Source organism: Gryllotalpicola koreensis (assembly GCF_039538185.1).
GTDB classification, from domain to species: Bacteria; Actinomycetota; Actinomycetes; order Actinomycetales; family Microbacteriaceae; genus Gryllotalpicola; species Gryllotalpicola koreensis.
Genome location: NZ_BAABBW010000001.1, coordinates 919,982 through 937,538 on the forward strand (window position 1 = coordinate 919,982; position 17,557 = coordinate 937,538).

The following is a 17,557-nucleotide window of genomic DNA, read 5'->3' on the forward strand; positions in this document are numbered from 1 at the left end:
TTCATCCATCCCGCGAGATAGGACAACGCACATGAGCAACGCCGCTCAAGCGACTGCAGCCGGAAGCCAGGAAGCCTGGCGACGTGCTGCGCTGGTCAACGCACGTATCGACGCCCTGCCCAAGTTCGGGCTCAGCCTTGCGGGCGCGTTCGCGCTCCTGGTGCTCTTCTTCTTCGCCAATTACGACATCGGCGTCTTCACGATCACGATCCCGTACATCGAGACCCAATTCCATCTCCAGACGACCGATCTGAGCTGGCCGGTCACCGCCAACCTGCTCGCCTACGCGGTGGGCGCCTACCTGTGCGGCCATATCGCTGACCGGTTCGGGCGCAGACGGGGGCTGTTGGTGACCGCGCTGCTCCTGGGACTCGGCGGCCTGCTGACATCCCTCAGCTGGAATCTCGCGACCTTCACGATCTTCCGATTCGTCACCGGAGCGGGGATGGGCGCAGTCCTCGCTCTGGCCACGGCGTATCTCGGCGAGCTCGCCCCGAAGGCGAAGCGAGGTCGCATCATCAGCACGATCTACCTCGTCCAGGCGATCGTGCTGGTGGCCGTCAACTTCGCGTCGCTTCCTGTGCTGCAGATCGGAACCGGATGGCGCTTCCTGCTCGCCTTCGGGGCGCTCGTGATCTTCGTTCCGTTCGCATTCCGCGACAAGGCGATGATGGAGTCGCCCCGCTGGCTTGCCGAGAAGGGCAACCTGGATGAGGCGGAGCGGCTCGTCGGCCTCATCGAGGCGCGGCTGCGGGTGCAGGGGCCGCCGCCGGAGATCCCGCCTGCTCCGGACCTCAACGAAGCCCGGACGGAGCTTCCCATTCGTGAGTTGCTGCGTCGGCCCCTGCTCGGGCGCGTGCTCGTGGTCGTCGTCTTCTGGTTCGCCTACTATGTCGCCTTCTACGGCTTCAGCTCCTATCGGGCGATCATCCTCGGCGGCCTCGGCGTCACCGTGTCGAACGCCATCTTCATCACGGTGCTCAGCACGATAACGGGGCCGATCGCGTGCATCGTCCTGATGCTGCTCATCGAACGCATGGAACGCCGGACGATCGTGATCATCGGATGCGCGCTGCAGGTCGTCTCGCTCATCCTGCTGATGTCCGGTCTCGGCATCGTCGCCTTCACCGCGGCCAATCTCATCTACAGCTTCATGGTCTCGATCGTGACCCCGCCGGCGTTCACCTACTCGGCCGAGATGTTCCCCACCCGGGCGCGTGGAACCGCGACAGCCATCGGCGACGGTATGGGCCACATCGGCGGAGCAGTCGCCCCCTTCATCGTCCTGCCCATCCTCGCCTCGGCCGGCGCCGGATGGACGGTGATCGTCGTTGCCATCGGCGTCGCGATCGCAGCCGTCTCGCTGTTCTTCGGGCCGCGGACGAAAGAGCGCGCGTTGACCGAGATCGCCTCGTAGCCGGCCCGCCGTAGACTCGGGAGCCACCGGCATCGACGCCTGCACGAGGAGGTGCGCGTGACAATCACAACGCCGACCCCGCGCGGCGTTCAGGGGAGCGACCCGCTCGAGTGGATCACCGTGCTGAGCCGACTCAACGCTGCCGTGAACGAGTTCGATGACATCGCCGGATTCCTCGATCGGGTCGCCGAGGCGGCCGCCCAGCTCTCCGGCTCCGACTTCGCGATGGTTCGCGTGGCCGGAGCGGACGGCCGGATGCCGGTTTACGGTGCGCACGGACTCAGCAGCTTCTACGTCGCTCGGCTCATGACGGGCGGCGCCGGATCGGAGCTGCTGTGGACTCCGATCACCGAGGCGCTTCGCACGGGTGAGCCTTCTTTCGTTCCCGATCTCGACGCTGAGCCGCGCCTCGACTACTGGCAGGGCGTCGCTCGCGATCAGGGGGTGAAGAGCTTCGCGAGCTTCCCCCTGATCGTCCCAGGCGGCCCGCTCGGCATCCTCAACGTCTACTACCGCCGACCGCACCGGTACGGTGCGACGGAGGTCTCGCTCGTCACCGCGATCGCCGGCTACGCGGCGGTCGCGATCGAGACGGCCGTTCTCCGCAGGGAGAAGGACGATCAGCTGGCGGCGCTCACCGCCTCGTTGCGGCGTCGCGCCCTCGTCGATGACCTCCATCGTGAGATCGCGGCCGTGGCCCTGTCCCGGAAGGGGCTCGAGGGCGCGCTCCGGGCTCTGCAGAACGTTCTGGGGGCGACGGCACTGCTGGAGGACTCATCGGGACGGGTCCTCGCGACTACCGATCTCGACGGCTTCCACAGCGAGATCCTCAGTTTGAGGGCGCTGGCGAACCGGCATCCGATCGATCCGGCGTCGGTCACCACGGAGGTGCTCGCGGATTCGGCGATCCGCGGCCGGCGCCTGTTCCGCACCCCGATCGTCATGGATGAGAAAGCCGTCGGCCGACTCTGGATGCTTGCTCCCGCTGAGATCGACGACGAGCTCGCTATCCAGGCGATCGAGAGCACCGCGATAGCGATCACGCTCGAACTGACCGGCCGCACGGTGGACGAGCAGCGGGGCGAGCGGACCTATGAGGAGATCCTCGACGACCTGTTGTCCACCAACGAGACGCAGCATCAGCATGCGATCTCGGCGGCGATGCGCCTGGGGCACGAGCTCGGTGGCCCGGTCCAGCTCGTCTTGATCGGCGACCCTCTCTCACCCGGCGGCGGCGCGCGAGCGAGGACACTCGCCGTTGAGTTGCGTCAGCGCATCGCGCGTGTCGACCCTGGAGCATTCATCTCGCGTCGCGGCGGCATCGTTGCCGTCGTCACACCGCTTGGCGGAAGCGAGCGGGAAGCGCCGGCGGACCTCGTGCAGCTCATCGAGCGGACGGTGCGAGCGTCGACGGATGCGGCATCCGAATGGCCGATCGCCATCAGCAGACCCGTCGATCGCATCGCCGAGCTGCTGCGCGCATGGAATACCTCGGAGCGGTTCCTGCGCCTCGCGCTACAGGGCACGCGGAGCGCGGTCACGATCGAGGTCAAGGACATGAACCTGATCGAGCTGCTCGTCGACGCCACGGACTCGGCGAGCCTGATCCGCTTCCGTCAGGACGTTCTGGGCCCTCTGGTCGACTACGACGCCCGGCACAACGCGGATCTGCTCAAGACGGTCAGCAGCTATTTCGCCAACGACATGCGGGCGGGCGAAACCGCGGCAGAACTCGTCGTGCATCCGAACACCCTGAGCTATCGGCTCGGCCGCGTCCACGAGATCACGGGCCATGATCCGCACTCTGCGCACGAGTCGCTGGCGCTTCGGCTGGCATTGCTGATCCACCAGATCCTCAGCTGAAACGCGAGCAGGCCGCTTCGCTTCTTCCCGCAGGGGAACCGGAACGGCATGACCACCGCAGTGCGCGGCCCGGCGATGTCCGGCCCGACCACGATCGGTGGCCTTTTGCATCTTCCCGCGGCGGCAGTCAGGGCCGGAGGGGTGGGCGGCGGCGGTATACCGCGAGGTACAGTCTCAGGGTGAGTCAAGGAAGCGAACCGACCAACCTCGGGCACCCGCGCGTGTGCTCGATCGCCGATGCGCTGCAGCTCGTGGGCGAACGGTGGTCGCTGCTCGTGGTGCGCGAGCTCGGCTTCGGGGTGCGCCGCTTCACCGACATCCAGGTCAATACGGGCGCCCCGCGCGAGACGCTCGCGCAACGGCTGCGCACGCTCGAGGAGGCCGGGGTCGTCGCGCGGCGCCGGTACTCGGATCGGCCGCCGCGTGACGAATACGTGCTGACGCCCGCCGGCGAGGATCTGCTGCCGGTGCTCTCCGGTCTGCGCGAATGGGGCGAGCGGCATGCGACGCCGTCGGTGCGCTCGGCGGGCTGAGGCGAGTCCCGCCGGGTTGAGCCGGGTCGGTTCGGATTCCGGACTGAGTCTGATACGGTGAATCCGCTCTTGTCAGTTCGATTCTCGGACTGACATCTCGGAAGGGAATCCGTATGACCTGGATCGCATCATCAGCCGCGGGGCGCCGCGAGCAGTTCGGCCGCTTCCTGCTCGGTACCGGAGGCGTCGGCGGCATCGCCGGCGCGACCGGCCCGGGCATCGGCCTGCCCGAGTCGGACGGGCTCGCGCTGATCGACCGTGCCGTCGCGGAGGGCGTGAAGATCCTCGACTCGGCCGACATCTACGCGGGCGGCGAGAGCGAGCGCATCGTCGGCGTCTGGAACCGTGCGCACGCGGGCTCCGAGGTGCTGATCCAGACCAAGACCGGCATCGCGCCCAACGGCCCAGACCTCTCGCCCGAGCGTGTTGCGCGTCAACTGCAGCACAGCCTCGACGTGATCGGCCGCGTCGATCTGTATCTCGCCCACCGCGTCGACCAGGCCACCCCGTGGGAGCAGTCGCTGCCCGTCTTCAGCGATGCGGTCGAACGCGGCACGATCAGGGCATACGGCCTCTCGAACGTCGACGGACCCTCTCTTGCCGCAGCGCTTGAGACGGCCGACCGGCTGGGGCTCGCGCGGCCCGAGGTGGTTCAGAACCAGTACTCGCTGCTCGCTCGTGAGGACGACGCCGAGGTGCTGCCGATCGCCCGCTCGGAGGGACTCGCCTACACGCCGTTCTCCCCGCTCGCCAACGGCCTGCTCGCGGGCCGCTACAGCAACGGCGAGCGGCCGCGGCCCGGTGATCGGGCGAGCGTGGCGTCGGCGGCGGCGCCGTTCCTCGATGACGCAGACGCCATGCGGAAGGTGCGTGCCTTCGACGAGCTCGCCGCGGCGCACGGCGTCTCGCAGGCCGGACTCGCGATGGCGTGGCTCTTCAACCACCCCGTCGTGACGGCTCCGATCGTCGGCCCGAGCAAAGAGCACCACTGGGCCGGCATCCACGAGGGGCTCTCCTTCGCGTGGACGCCGGCCGTGGCATCCGATCTGGCCGCGATCTTCGGCTGACCGGCTCTCCTTCGCAGGGCGCTTCACTCCCGGTCGAAGCGCGCGCTGTACACACGGCCGGCTTCGTCGACCATCGCATCCGCGATGAGCGCCAGCGGCTGCTGTCCTGCGACCAGCGGCTCACAGTCGGGCCCGCGGCCCACGACACGGCCGGTCAGCACCCAGGCGCGGCTGTCGGGATCCTCCTCCCGCAGGTGCGCGTACTGGCACAGCTGGCGTGCAAGCCAATCACGCATGGGGCGCGTCCACCATTCCTCGGGGTTCAGCGGGTTGACCGAGAGCCCCGGCAGCTCGAGGCCGCTCTCGTGGTCGATGCTGCTCTCGCTGGCATCCGCCTCCGGCCCCTTCGAGTAGCGCACGTAGACGGGCTCGCCGGTCGCGTCGATCAGCTCGGCGAGCTCGTCGATGGTGTTCAGCTCGCGCACGGTCCTCCTTCGCTCGATGAGGGGGCGTTACCCGTCTCATTTCCTGAGCAAGCGCAGGCGGTTCGCGGGCGCGCTCTTCGCGTTATCCTGTTGCGGCGCACTGTGTCAGCGTCGACGCGGCTCGTTGAGTTACCCGTTCCTGTCGACCGCGACCAGGAGGACTGCCATGTCCGTGACCCCTGCTCCAACCACGCTGCGCTGGTGGGTTCTCGCCACCGTGGCCATCGCCCAGCTGATGGTCGTTCTCGACAACTCGGTCGTGAACATCGCCCTGCCGTCCGCGCAGAAGGATCTCGGCTTCACCAACGGCGACCGTCAGTGGGTGGTCACCGCCTACTCGCTGGCGTTCGGCAGCCTGCTGCTGCTCGGGGGACGCCTCTCTGACATCGTGGGCCGCAAGACGACATTCATCGTCGGGCTCGTCGGGTTCGCCGGCTCCTCTGCCCTCGGCGGCGCAGCGGCGAGCTTCGGCATGCTGGTCGCGGCGCGCGCTCTGCAGGGAGTGTTCGGCGCGGTGCTCGCCCCGACCGCGCTGGCAGTGCTGACCACCACCTTCACCGTTCCGAAGGAGCGGGCGCGCGCCTTCGGCGTGTTCGGCGCGATCGCAGGTGCGGGCGGTGCGGTCGGACTGCTGCTGGGCGGATTCCTCACGCAGGACCTCAGCTGGCGCTGGAGCCTCTACGTGAACGTCGTCTTCGCCGTCGTCGCGGTCATCGGCGCCCTGATCTTCGTGCGCGCCCCGGGGCAGGCTGAGGCGCGTCCGCGCCTCGACGTGCCGGGCACGGCCCTGATCAGCGGCGGCCTGTTCGCCCTCGTGCTCGGCTTCTCGAATGCCGAGACCGACGGGTGGAGCGCGCCGCAGACCTGGGGGCTGCTGGTGGCCTGCGGCATCCTGCTCATCGCCTTCGTCCTCTGGCAGCTGCGCGCGTCGCATCCCCTGCTCCCGCTTGCGGTCGTGCTCGATCGCAACCGGGGCGCCTCGTACCTCTCGATTCTCATCGTGGGCTCCGGCACCTTCGCGCTGTTCCTGTTCCTGACCTACTACCTGCAGAGCTCGCTCGGCTACGACCCGATCAAGACCGGTGTCGCGTTCCTGCCGATGATCGGGATGCTGATTCTGAGCGCCCAGTTCGGCACCAACGTCTTCAACCCGCGGTTCGGGCCGAAGATCCTCGTGCCGATCGGCATGTTCGTCGTCGCCTTCGGCATGGTGCTGCTGACGCGGCTCGACGCGCACAGCACCTATGCCGCCGACGTGCTGCCGCCCCTGATGGTCATGGGCGCGGGCATGGGGTCGATCATGCCGCCGTCGATCCAGACCGCGACCCTCGGCGTCGACCGGCATTTCGCCGGCGTCGCCTCCGCGCTCGTGAACACGAGCCAGCAGGTCGGCGGCTCGATCGGGACCTCGCTGCTGAACACCATCGCGGCCAGCGCGGTGACCGCGTACCTCACGGCGCATCTGCCCACGACGCCGCAGACGGAGGTCTCGGCGACGATCCACAGCTACACGACCGTGTACTGGGTGACCGCCGCCGTCTTCGCGGGTGGCGGGCTGCTCGCCGCGTTCCTCTTCCGGCGACGGCGGGGCAACGCCCCCGTCGTCGTGCCGCAGCCGGAGGGCTCGGCGGTCACCACCTGAGGCGCATGGCGACCCGGCCGCATCATCTGGCCGGATAGCGGGAAACCGACAACGCGTCACCTGCCTAGCGTGATGGGGTGACCATCGCCGCACGGAACTCAGGCGCCGCTCGTGGCGTGCGCCCGCTGCTTCGCACCGCCGTGCTCGCCCGCCCGCGAGACCTCGTGACCGCCTGTGTGCTGTACGGCAGCCATCAGCTCGGCGAAGCCCTCGTGCCCGTGATCGTCGGCGTCACCGTCGGCGAGGCGATCGGGCGCGGAGGGCCGGCGCTGCTCGCGGGGTGGCTCGTCCTGCTCGCCGCCGACTTCGTGCTGCTCTCGCTGTCCTATCGCTTCGGCGCGCGAGCGAGCGCCAGAGCCAAGCAGTTCGCCGCGCACGAGCTGCGCCTGCGGATCGGGCGGCGTGCGCTCGACCCCACCGGCGGCGCGGATCGCGCGCCCGGCGATCTGCTGACGCGCGCATCGGCTGACGCAGACCGGGTGGGTGCCTTCGCCGGGGTGATCGCGCAGACCGTGGCATCTGCGGCCGCCGTGCTCGTGGCGGTCGTCCTGCTGCTGAGCGCCTCGGTGGTGCTTGGCCTCGCGGTCCTTGCCGGAGCGGTGTTGCTGCTGGCCGCGGCGACGCTCGTCGCACGCCGCAACGTCGCGCTCAGCCACGCGGAGCAGCAGACCGCGGGGGAGGCGACGGTCGCCGCCGAGGATCTGCTGCGCGGCATCCGCGTCGTCAAAGGCATCGGGGCGGAGGAGGCGGCCCTCGCGCGCTATCGGACCCGCAACCGGGCGGGCATCACCGCATCGCGTCGGCGGGCCGGCGCCGAGGCGTCCGTCGGCGGAGTGAACGCCCTGCTCGCCGGCTGCTACTTCACGGTCGTCGCGGGTGTCGGCGGCGCGCTCGCCCTGACCGGGGCGCTTCCCATCGGGCAGCTCGTCTCCGCGCTTGGGCTCTGCCTGTTCGTCGTGGGCCCCATGCGGTCCGTCGCGGCGTTCGCCCCCGCGCTGGCGCGTGCGCGCGCGTCGGCAGAGCGCATCTGGGCGCTGACCTCGGCGGCGCCCGCCGTGATCGAGGCGGCGGATGCCGGCGCCCAGCGTGCCTTCCCGGCTGCGCCGACCGTGGGGGTGAGCGAGCTGCGCGTCGCTTCGGGTGACGCCGTGTCGTTCTCCGTCGGGCCGGGGATCACCGGAGTGGTGTGCGCGGACGGTGCCCTGCCCGGCCGTCTCGTCGAGCTCCTCGCGCGGCAGCTGGACCTCGCCGACGGCCGGGTCTTGCTGGACGGCGTCGACGTGCGCACGCTGCCCCTCGACGTGCTGCGGCGCATCATGCTCGTCGGTGCGCACGAGCAGCCGATCTTCGCCGGGACGGTCCGTGAGAACGCCGGACTCCTGACGGCACGCGGCGACCGGGCGATCGCCGACGCGCTGCGCGCCGCCCACGCGAACGAGCTCACTCCCGATGACGCGGCGACGCCGCTCGGCGACGCAGGCGCGCGGCTCTCGGGCGGCCAACGGCAGCGGCTCGGGCTCGCTCGGCTGCTCGCTGCCGACGCGCCTGTGCTCGTGCTCGAGAACCCGACGACGGCGGTCGATGCGGTGACCGAGTCGATCATCGCGGGTCGGCTGCAGCGGCTGCGCAGAGATCGCACGACCATGATCATCACCACCTCGCCCGCACTGCTCGCGATTTGCGACCGGGTGCTGTACCTCGGTGCGGAACAGGTCGACGGCTCGCATGCGCAGCTCCTCGAGACGGATGCCTACCGGCGGGCGGTCGCGAGATGACGCCGTTGCCGGTCGCGGCGGGCCGTGAGGTCGCGCGATACGCCTGGCGCGTCGTCTCGCGTCGCCCCTGGCTCACCCTCGCCGTCGCGGCGGCCACGGTCGCGGCATCCGTCGCGGGGCTCGGCGGCCCGATCGCCGTCGGATGGATCGTGGACGGGATCGTCTCGCACGCCGGGGCGCGGGCGCTCATCGCCCCGATCGCTCTTCTCGCCGGCTGCGCCGCAGGTGGCGCCGGCGCCACCTGGGCGTCCGGGGCGCTGCTCGCCGCACTGGTGCTTCCGCCCGTCGGCGGCCTGCGCGAGGACGTCATCGACGCCGCGCTGCGGCTGCCTCTTGACCGGCTGGAAGACGCCGGGGCGGGGGACCTCGTGTCCCGCACGACGGGCGATGTCGAGCAGGTGACGGATGCCGCGACCGGGGCGCTCGGCGCCTTCCTGTCCGCCGCCGTGACGATCGCCGTGACCGTGGTGGGGCTGGGCAGCCTGGACTGGCGCTTCGCGCTTGCCGGTCTGCTCGCCGTCCCGATCCAGGCGTGGACGCTGCGGTGGTATCTGCGTGAGGCGCGGCCGATCTACGCCGCAGCGCGCGCCGCCGAAGGCGCTCGCACGGCGACGCTCATCGAGGCATTCGGCGCGCTGCCGGCGATCCGGGCGCTGCGCCTGCGCGACCGCGCACTCGGGCGCATCACGACGAGCTCGGCGGCGGCCGTCGACGTCGAGCTCGCGGCCACTCGAGCCGCGACGCGGTTCTACGGCCGGCTGAACGTCGCCGAGTTCGTCGGCCTCGGCGCCATCCTGCTCGTCGGTTACGCGCTCGTGCGGGGGCATGCGGTCGGCATCGGGGCGGCGACCACGGCTGCGCTGTTCTTCGCCGGGTTGTTCGGCCCGGTCAACACCGTGCTCGCCGTCGTCGATCAGCTGCAGCAGGCCGCGGCGGGGCTCGGGCGCCTGCTCGGCGTCACTGTCGCCGCCGGGCCGCCGATCGACGAGCGCGAGGTGGCGGGGGCTGTGGCGGGTGGAGAGCTGGTCGCGCGCGACGTCTCGTTCCGCTACCCGGGCGGGCGAACCGTCGTCGAAGGCGTGAATCTGCGGATCGAGCGGGGCCACCGCATCGCCGTGGTCGGTGCGACCGGGTCGGGGAAGTCGACGCTGGCAACGCTGATCGCGGGTCTGCGCGTCCCGGAGGCCGGCACGGTGGTGCTCGGGGGCCGATCGCCCGCCCGCCTTGCACGCGCGCGGCGTGGCCGCGCGATCGCCGCGATCAGCCAGGAGGCGCATGTGTTCGCGGGAACGGTGGCCGACAATCTACGTCTCGCCGATCCGACGGCGACGGATGCCCACCTGCGCGGTTGCCTCGTCGCCGTAGGGGCGGATGCCTGGGTCGATCGCCTGCCCGAAGGGCTGGAGACCATCGTCGGGGCAGGCGGCCGTGCGCTGTCGCGCCACGAGGCTCAGCATCTCGCCCTGGCGCGCGCCCTGCTGCTCGACCCTGCCTTCGTGATCCTCGACGAGGCGACGGCAGAGGCGGGAAGCGGCGACGCGCGCATCCTCGACGAGGCGGCGCGCGTCGTGATGCGCGGACGTGGAGCGCTCATCATCGCCCACCGGCTCGACCAGGCGGCGAGCGCTGACGAGATCCTGGTGATGTCGGAAGGCCGCATCGTGGAGCGGGGAGCCCATGCGCAGCTGCTCGCCGCAGGCGGCGGATACCACCGCCTCTGGTCGGCCTGGGCCGACGGCCGTATTCAGCTAAGGTAAGCCTTACCGAACTATGGATGACAAGCTGACGGCGATCGTGCTCACGCGGTTCCCGCTCGATGCGGGGGAGGGCTTCGACGAGCACGTCCACGACCACCATCAGCTGGCATGGGTGCGCGACGGCGTCCTCACGGTGACGGTCGGCGACCGCAATTGGGTCCTTCCGCCGAGCCTCGCGCTGTGGATTCCCGCGGGTGTGCCGCATACCTCCACCGCGGGGCGGACGGCAGCGACGATGCAGGGGATCTACCTGCCGAGCGAGATGCGCGCCGAATGGACGGCCCCGACGGTCGTCGGTGTGACCCCGTTGCTGCGCGAGCTGATCGACTTCCTCGGCGACGCCGAAGCGCCCGGCCCGGCGCGCACCAAGGCGGAGGCCCTGATCCCGGACCTCCTGGCCCCGGCTCAGACCTTCACCGTGAGCGTGCCGATGCCGCATGACGCCCGTGCGGTCCGCATCGCGCGCGAGCTTCTGCTCGACCCGGGCGACGCGCGCGATCTCGGTGAGTGGGGGCGGCACGTCGGCGCGAGCACACGGACACTGTCGCGCATCTTCGCTGCCGAGACGGGTCTCGGCTTCACGCAATGGCGGTCCCGGCTCCGGCTGCGCGCCTCGCTCGCCTACCTGGCTGACGGCGAGAGCGTCGGGACGACGGCGATGCTCGTCGGCTTCGGTTCGACCAGCGCTTTCATCGCCGCGTTCAGCGAGCTGGTGGGCGTGACGCCGGGTGCCTACTTCGCCCGAGTGGCACAGCTGGCCGATCAGCGGCACGAGTTGGCCGACTAGCGACAGACGGACGCTCGGACACCTGCCTACGCTGAGTGCGGCTGCCAGTTTGGTAAGCCTTACCTAACCCACTCTCGCCAGGAGTCCCGATCCCCATGCGCTCGACCCGTCCGCGCCGAATCCTGTCCACCCTCGCGCTCGCCGCCGCCGCGGTCGTCACGCTGGCCGCGTGCTCGGGAAGCGGAGCAGCAGCCGATGCGCCCAAGACCAAGTCCTCCTCGTACACGGTGAGCACGCTCTATGGCGACGTGTCCGTGCCGGCCGGCGCCAAGCGGATCGTCGCCTACAGCTTCCCCGAGGCGACGGCTCTCGCGGATCTCGGCATCAAGCCCGTCGGGATCGGCACGTACATCCCTGCCTTCCCCGCCTACACGAGCTTCTTCAAGGGCGTGCCGGACGTCACCGACAGCTCGGGCGCGCCCGACCTCGAGAAGGTCGCGGCGCTCAAGCCCGACCTCATCGTCGGCGACGAGTTCGAGACCGACGTCGAGAAGAACCGCGGGCTGTACGAGAAGCTCTCGTCCATCGCCCCGACCGTGATGCTCAAGTGGACGCAGGCCGCGGGGAACTGGCCGGCCGACGCAGCGGGCACGGCGCAGGCCGTCGGCAAGACGGCGGAGCTGAACAAGCTCAAGTCGGCCTATGAGGCGAAGGCCGCCGACATCAAGAGGACCTATGCGGACGTGCTCTCCAGCAAGACCGTCGACCTCATCAGCGCCAACGACAGCGCCTGGTTCCTCTACGGCGATCAGTCGTCCCACGGAAAGGTGCTCGCCGCGGCGGGCGCGCGCTTCGCCGCGGCCGCCGGCCAGAAGGACGGCTTCGCGCAGTACTCGCCCGAGAAGTACAGCGACCTCGCGAACTCGGACATCCTGGTCGTCTCCGCCAGCGCCCCCGCCGCAGCTGCGGTCGTGACGAGCAACCCGGTGTTCGCGGCGCTGCCCGCGGCGCAGGCAGGCCACGTGTACACGACCCCCTACTTCTTCCCCAGCAGCTACCGCATCGCCGACGCGCTGCTCGACGATTTCGCCGCCATGCTCGAGAAGGCGAAGTGACCGAGAGCGCGACCGCGCTCTCCGAGCGGTCGCAGCCGCGTGACGCGGCCGTCCGCGAGTCGGCTGCGCGGCCGCGCTCCCTCAGCGTGCGCGCGGCCGGCCTGCTGGCATCCGTGATCCTGCTCGCCGTGCTGGTCCTCGCCAGCGTCGCGTTCGGAGCGAAGATCATCCCGCTGCCGGAGGTCGCGCACGCGCTGCTGCACGGCGGCGGCAGCGACGATGAACTGGTCGTGACCGGCCTGCGCGTCCCGCGCACGCTGCTCGGCATCCTCGTGGGCGCCGCGCTCGGCGGGGCGGGCACGATCATCCAGGCATTCACCCGCAACCCGCTCGCCGACCCCGGCATCCTCGGAGTGAATGCGGGCTCCGCCTTCGCGGTCACGCTCGGTGTCGGGCTCCTCGGGCTGACGAGCATCAGCCAGTACCTGTGGCTCGCCTTGGCCGGTGCGGCCGCGGCGACGGTCGCGGTCTATCTGGTCGGCACGGCGAGCCGCACCGGCGCGAGCCCCGTGCGCATGACCCTGGCCGGCGTGGGCCTCGCCGCCGTGCTCGGCGGCATCACCTCGGGCATCACGCTGAGCAACCCGACGATCTTCCAGAGCATGCTCTCGTGGTCGGCGGGGTCGCTCACCGGGCCGCCGCTGTCGACGGCTGCGGCCATCGCGCCGTTCATCGTCGCCGGGCTCGTCATCGGTGCCGCGATCACGCGCCCGCTGAACGCGCTCGCACTCGGCGACGACCTCGCGGCGGCGCTCGGAAGTCGTGCCCGCCTCACCCGCACCGCGGCCGTCATCGCCGTGACGATGCTGAGCGGCGCGGCGACGGCCGCGGCAGGGCCCGTCGGATTCATCGGCCTGATGATCCCGCACCTGGCGCGCTGGATCACGGGGCCGGATCAGCGCTGGATCTTCGCCTACACGGTCGTGCTCGGCCCGTGTCTGCTGCTCGCCTCCGACGTGCTCGGCCGCATCGCGATGCGGCCGGCGGAGCTGCCCGTCGGCATCGTGACGGCCTTCGTCGGCGCCCCGGTGCTGATCCTCCTCGCGCGCCGCACGAAGGCGACAGCGCTGTGAGCCGCACGCTGATCACCGCGCCGCCCGACTTCGGGCGTCCGCAGCTCGTCGCGCGCGGGCGCCGCGCCTCCGTGCGCGTGTCCCGGCGGGCGCTCGTCGTCATCGTGGCGATCGCGGCCGTGACGCTGATCCTGGCCCTCGTCGCGCTCGCCACCGGCTCCTACTCCCTCACCCTCGGCCAGGTGATCGCCGCGCTCTCCGGGCGGGAGACCGGCATCGTCTCGACCGTCGTGCTGGACTGGCGGCTGCCGCGCGTGCTCCTCGCGATCCTGTTCGGGCTCGCGCTCGGCATCTCCGGCGCGATCTTCCAGTCGCTCACGCGCAACCCGCTCGGCAGCCCTGACATCATCGGCTTCGACACGGGCGCGTACACGGGAGCCCTGCTGGTCATGCTCGTGCTGCACCTCGGCGGCACGTACTCCATCACGATCGCCGCGATCGCGGGCGGCCTCGCGACGGCGGCGATCGTCTACCTGTTCGCCTGGCGGCGCGGGGTGCAGGGGTTCCGGCTGATCATCGCGGGCATCGGCGTCACCGCCATGCTGACCTCGTTCAACACCTGGCTGCTCCTGCGCGCGCAGACGCAGCAGGCCATCAGCGCGTCGTTCTGGGGCGCCGGCTCACTCGACAACGCCGGCTACCCGCAGCTCGTGCCCGCCGTCATCGCGTTCGCCGTGCTGTTCCCCGCCGCAGGCCTGCTGTCCCGGGGGATGCACACGCTCGAGCTCGGCGACGATGCAGCACGCCAGCTCGGCGTGAACGCCGAGCGCACCCGGCTGCTGCTCGTCATCACGGGCGTCGCCCTGTCTGCCACCGCGACGGCGCTGGCCGGCCCGATCGCCTTCATCTCGCTGTCCGCGCCGCAGATCGCCCGGCGGCTCACCCGCTCGGCCGGGGTCGGCCTGATGTCGTCGGCGGTCGTCGGCGCCGCCCTGCTGCTCGCCTCGGACTGGGTGGCGCAGCACGCGCTCCCCGTCACGATCCCGACCGGGTTGGTGACGGTCACGCTCGGCGGCGGCTATTTCATCTGGCTCCTGGTCGTGGAAGGACGGCGCCGATGAGAGCGAACCACCCGGCTGCGGGCGCACCGCTCGAAGCATCCGATGTCACGCTCGCCTACGACGGCCGCGTCATCGCCGAACATCTGCACGCCACCATCGCCGACGGCTCGTTCACCGTGATCGTGGGGCCGAACGCGTGCGGCAAGTCGACGCTCTTGCGGGCGCTCGCGCGGCTGCTCAAGCCGCAGGCCGGCCAGGTTCTGCTCGACGGCCGGGACATCCACGGCTACCGCACGAAGGACGTCGCGCGCAGGCTCGGCCTGCTGCCGCAGTCGTCGATCGCGCCGGACGGCATCACGGTCGCCGATCTGGTCGCCCGCGGCAGGCATCCGCATCAGTCCGCCTTTCAGCAGTGGTCCCGCGACGACGAGAACGCCGTGCGCGACGCGATGGATGCCACGGGCATCACGACCCTCTCCGGGCGTCGCGTCGACGAGCTCTCCGGCGGTCAGCGCCAGCGCGTCTGGGTCGCCATGGCGCTCGCGCAGGAGACCGGCGTGCTGCTGCTCGACGAGCCGACGACCTTCCTCGACATCGCGCACCAGTACGAGCTGCTCGAGCTGTTCCGCGAGCTGCACGGTCAGGGCCGCACCCTCGTCGCCGTGCTGCACGACCTGAACCAGGCGAGCCGCTACGCGACCGACATCATCGCGATGTCGAACGGGCGCATCGTCGCCCACGGCGCGCCGGCCGAGGTCGTCACCGCCGAGCTCGTCGACCACGTCTTCGGGCTGCCCGCGCACGTGCTGCCCGACCCCGTCACCGGGACCCCGCTGATCGTGCCGCTCGGCGCGCCCGGTCAGGTCTTCGCCGCACGCGGCACCGCGCAGGCATCCCCCGTCAGCGCCTGAGTTCGGCGCTTGAATCCGTCACGCCACGAGAAAGGATCACCCGACGTGACCTCTGCATCCACCACCATCCGCCGCAAGAACGGCCTGCTCGCCGCAGCCCTCGCGGCAGGCATCGCACTCGCGCTCGGCGCCTGCAGCGCCGACGGCGGCGATTCGCCCGCCAGCGAGAAGACCGCGGCCGCGAGCACACGCACCGTGAGCACGCCCGAGGGCTCGGTCAAGATCCCGGCGCACCCGACGCGGGTCGTCTCCGTGCACGCATGGAGCACCGAGTCGCTCTTCGACCTGGGCGTCACGCCGCTCGGCGTCGAGGACAGCGGCGCCGAGTATGTGCCGCCGCGCTATCTCGCCCGCTGGAGCAAGGCCGAGAAGGTCGCTCAGGGTGCCACGATCGACTTCGAGAAGATCGCAGCGCTGAAGCCCGATCTGATCGTCGGGGTCGACGTGCCGTACCTCAAGCAGGACTACGCGAAGCTCTCGGCGATCGCTCCGACCGTGCTGGCGCCGTTCGGAGGAGATGAGACCTGGCAGGACTATCCGAAGTTCACCGCCGAGTACGTCGGCGCGGGCACCGAGCTCGCCGCGCTCAAGAAGAAGTACGACGACGCCATCGCGGCGGCGAAGGAAACGTATGCCGAGCAACTCGCCACGACCAAGTGGGACGTGATCCAGGGCGGATTCGACGCAGGCAACTACTGGATCTACAGCACGACCTCGCCGGTCGGCTCGGTGCTGACCGAGTTGGGTGCGCAGTTCGCGAGCGCCACGGCCGGGGTGAAGGCCGGGGGCACGAACTCGGTCTCGTATGAGAAGACCGATCTTCTGGCCGATGCCGACGAGATCATCTACTACACGAACAACGACGGAACCCCTGCGAACAACATCGACAAGCTGTTCGCGCTGCAGGGGTACCAGAACCTCCCCGCCGTCAAGGCCGGGCACACGGTCGGCACCGCAGACTTCCTGCCCGGCTCGTACTCCGACGGCCTCGGGCTGCTGGGTTCGATCACGGATGCCTTGAAGAAGGACGCGACGCAGTGACGGTGACGCACTGAGCGCTCTCGCACGCACCCCAGCTTCGTCACCCTCGGAAGCGACTGATCCGAACGACCTGGAGAAGATAAGGAGAACCGCATGGCATTCACTGATGGGCGGAAGATCACGGGTGTGTACACCGCGGAGGTGCTGCGCGTCGGGCGGGTGACACCGCACATGGTCAGGGTGACCTTCGGCGGTGACGATCTTCGGCGGCTTCCGCTGCGCGGCTACGACCAGTGGTTCCGGTTGTTCCTGCCGCGTGTCGATGGCGAGACGGACTTTGACGCGGTTCCTGCGCAGTTCGGCCTCGGTGGTTATCTGCGCTACCTGACGGCCCGGTCAGGCACCCGGCCGCCCATGCGCAACTACACTGTTCGCGAGCTGCGGCCGGATGCGGGTGAGCTCGACGTGGATTTCGTCGCGCACGGAGACGCCGGCGTGGCCGGCCCCTGGGCGCAGCGTGCCGTGCCGGGGGAGCGGGTCGCGCTGATCGATCAGGGCCGCGGTTTCGACCCCCTTGCGGATGCTGACGCAGTGCTGCTCGTGGGCGACGAGTCGGCTCTCCCCGCGATCGGCGGGATCCTTCGCGATCTGCCTCGCGAGACGACGGGGCGCGCGATCGTGGAGCTTCCGTCGCCGGCGGACATCCAGCCGGTCGCCGCGCCTGCCGGTGTCGAGGTGAGTTGGGTCGCACGCGCCGACCCGCACGCTCGCCCGGGCGCTCTGGCGCTGGCGGCTGTGCGCGACTGCCTGCCGGAGAGACCCGCCACGTTGCACGCGTATCTCGCGGGGGAGCAGTCGCTCGTTGCGGAGAGCAGGCGGCACCTCGTCTCACTCGGGGTGCCGAAGGCGCGCATCGTTTTCACCGGCTATTGGAAGGCAGGTCGCGCCGGCTGATCACGGCACCGGTTACACGTTCCTCCGCGCCTCCGCCTCGCTCTCCTTGGCGCTGTGCGAGGCCGCCTGCTCGATGGGCTTGGCGAGCGTCCACCACAGGAACAGAGCGGCGACGACGAGCATGCCGATTCCGGCCCAGAGGTTGATGTTGACGCCGCCTGCCTTGTCGAGCTGCGACGCCGGGGTGAAGCCGGCGCCCCAGATCACGCAGATGATGCCGTAGACCGCGAACAGGATCGCGATGATCATGCGCAGGTCGAACAGGAAGTTCAGGACCTTGTTGCCATGGTTGGGCATGTCGAGCTCCTCGCCTCAG

At 70.3% G+C, this 17,557-nt stretch carries 16 protein-coding genes; 14 read left to right on the top strand and 2 right to left on the bottom strand.

Annotated elements, in window-relative coordinates:
- Positions 1-31 precede the first annotated feature (31 nt).
- The 4 genes from ABD708_RS04395 to ABD708_RS04410 all read left to right on the top strand — a co-directional run bounded on the left by ABD708_RS04395 (position 32) and on the right by ABD708_RS04410 (position 4,880).
- Positions 32-1,417 (top strand): MFS transporter, encoded by a 1,386-nt coding sequence (locus ABD708_RS04395; protein ID WP_344752063.1) that lies wholly within the window; start codon positions 32-34, stop codon positions 1,415-1,417.
- 57 nt (positions 1,418-1,474) lie between these two features.
- Entirely contained in the window at positions 1,475-3,280 is a 1,806-nt protein-coding gene (locus tag ABD708_RS04400) for a helix-turn-helix domain-containing protein (protein ID WP_344752064.1), read from the top strand.
- A gap of 179 nt (positions 3,281-3,459) precedes the next feature.
- Positions 3,460-3,813 carry a winged helix-turn-helix transcriptional regulator gene (locus ABD708_RS04405; protein ID WP_344752065.1) on the top strand — a complete coding sequence of 118 codons (354 nt, stop codon included), beginning with the start codon at positions 3,460-3,462 and terminating at the stop codon, positions 3,811-3,813.
- A 113-nt stretch (positions 3,814-3,926) separates the two neighbouring features.
- Positions 3,927-4,880: an aldo/keto reductase gene (locus tag ABD708_RS04410; RefSeq protein ID WP_344752066.1), complete on the top strand. Its 954-nt coding sequence runs from the start codon at positions 3,927-3,929 to the stop codon at positions 4,878-4,880.
- Between the two features lie 23 nt (positions 4,881-4,903).
- Here ABD708_RS04410 and ABD708_RS04415 read toward each other — a convergent pair whose 3' ends face one another.
- A complete protein-coding gene (locus tag ABD708_RS04415; protein WP_344752067.1) occupies positions 4,904-5,305 on the bottom strand; it encodes a DUF6098 family protein in 402 nt (133 codons plus the stop codon).
- Positions 5,306-5,471: 166 nt separating this feature from the next.
- Here ABD708_RS04415 and ABD708_RS04420 point away from each other — a divergent pair, with 166 nt between their 5' ends.
- From ABD708_RS04420 to ABD708_RS04465, 10 genes are all read left to right on the top strand, one after another.
- Complete coding sequence (locus ABD708_RS04420) at positions 5,472-6,947, top strand: MFS transporter (protein ID WP_344752068.1); 1,476 nt, start codon at positions 5,472-5,474, stop codon at positions 6,945-6,947.
- A 77-nt stretch (positions 6,948-7,024) separates the two neighbouring features.
- Positions 7,025-8,722: an ABC transporter transmembrane domain-containing protein gene (locus ABD708_RS04425; RefSeq protein WP_344752069.1), complete on the top strand. Its 1,698-nt coding sequence runs from the start codon at positions 7,025-7,027 to the stop codon at positions 8,720-8,722.
- Positions 8,719-10,479, top strand: a complete 1,761-nt coding sequence (locus ABD708_RS04430) for an ABC transporter ATP-binding protein (RefSeq protein ID WP_344752070.1) — start codon at positions 8,719-8,721, stop codon at positions 10,477-10,479. The genes ABD708_RS04425 and ABD708_RS04430 overlap by 4 nt, the downstream gene beginning before the upstream one ends.
- Positions 10,480-10,492: 13 nt before the next feature.
- Positions 10,493-11,266 (top strand): AraC family transcriptional regulator, encoded by a 774-nt coding sequence (locus tag ABD708_RS04435; RefSeq protein WP_344752071.1) that lies wholly within the window; start codon positions 10,493-10,495, stop codon positions 11,264-11,266.
- A 95-nt stretch (positions 11,267-11,361) separates the two neighbouring features.
- Positions 11,362-12,321, top strand: a complete 960-nt coding sequence (locus ABD708_RS04440) for an ABC transporter substrate-binding protein (protein ID WP_344752072.1) — start codon at positions 11,362-11,364, stop codon at positions 12,319-12,321.
- Positions 12,318-13,394 carry an iron chelate uptake ABC transporter family permease subunit gene (locus ABD708_RS04445; protein ID WP_344752073.1) on the top strand — a complete coding sequence of 359 codons (1,077 nt, stop codon included), beginning with the start codon at positions 12,318-12,320 and terminating at the stop codon, positions 13,392-13,394. The genes ABD708_RS04440 and ABD708_RS04445 overlap by 4 nt, the downstream gene beginning before the upstream one ends.
- Positions 13,391-14,455, top strand: coding sequence for a FecCD family ABC transporter permease (locus ABD708_RS04450; protein WP_344752074.1), 1,065 nt, complete (start codon positions 13,391-13,393; stop codon positions 14,453-14,455). Before ABD708_RS04445 ends, ABD708_RS04450 begins: the two co-directional genes overlap by 4 nt.
- Positions 14,452-15,306: an ABC transporter ATP-binding protein gene (locus ABD708_RS04455; RefSeq protein WP_344752075.1), complete on the top strand. Its 855-nt coding sequence runs from the start codon at positions 14,452-14,454 to the stop codon at positions 15,304-15,306. The genes ABD708_RS04450 and ABD708_RS04455 overlap by 4 nt, the downstream gene beginning before the upstream one ends.
- Positions 15,307-15,351: 45 nt before the next feature.
- Complete coding sequence (locus ABD708_RS04460; protein ID WP_344752076.1) at positions 15,352-16,347, top strand: ABC transporter substrate-binding protein; 996 nt, start codon at positions 15,352-15,354, stop codon at positions 16,345-16,347.
- Between the two features lie 93 nt (positions 16,348-16,440).
- Positions 16,441-17,241, top strand: coding sequence for a siderophore-interacting protein (locus ABD708_RS04465; RefSeq protein ID WP_344752077.1), 801 nt, complete (start codon positions 16,441-16,443; stop codon positions 17,239-17,241).
- Positions 17,242-17,253: 12 nt separating this feature from the next.
- Here the strand turns inward: ABD708_RS04465 and ABD708_RS04470 are convergent, their stop codons facing one another.
- Positions 17,254-17,538, bottom strand: a complete 285-nt coding sequence (locus ABD708_RS04470) for a hypothetical protein (protein ID WP_344752078.1) — start codon at positions 17,536-17,538, stop codon at positions 17,254-17,256.
- Positions 17,539-17,557 lie beyond the last annotated feature (19 nt).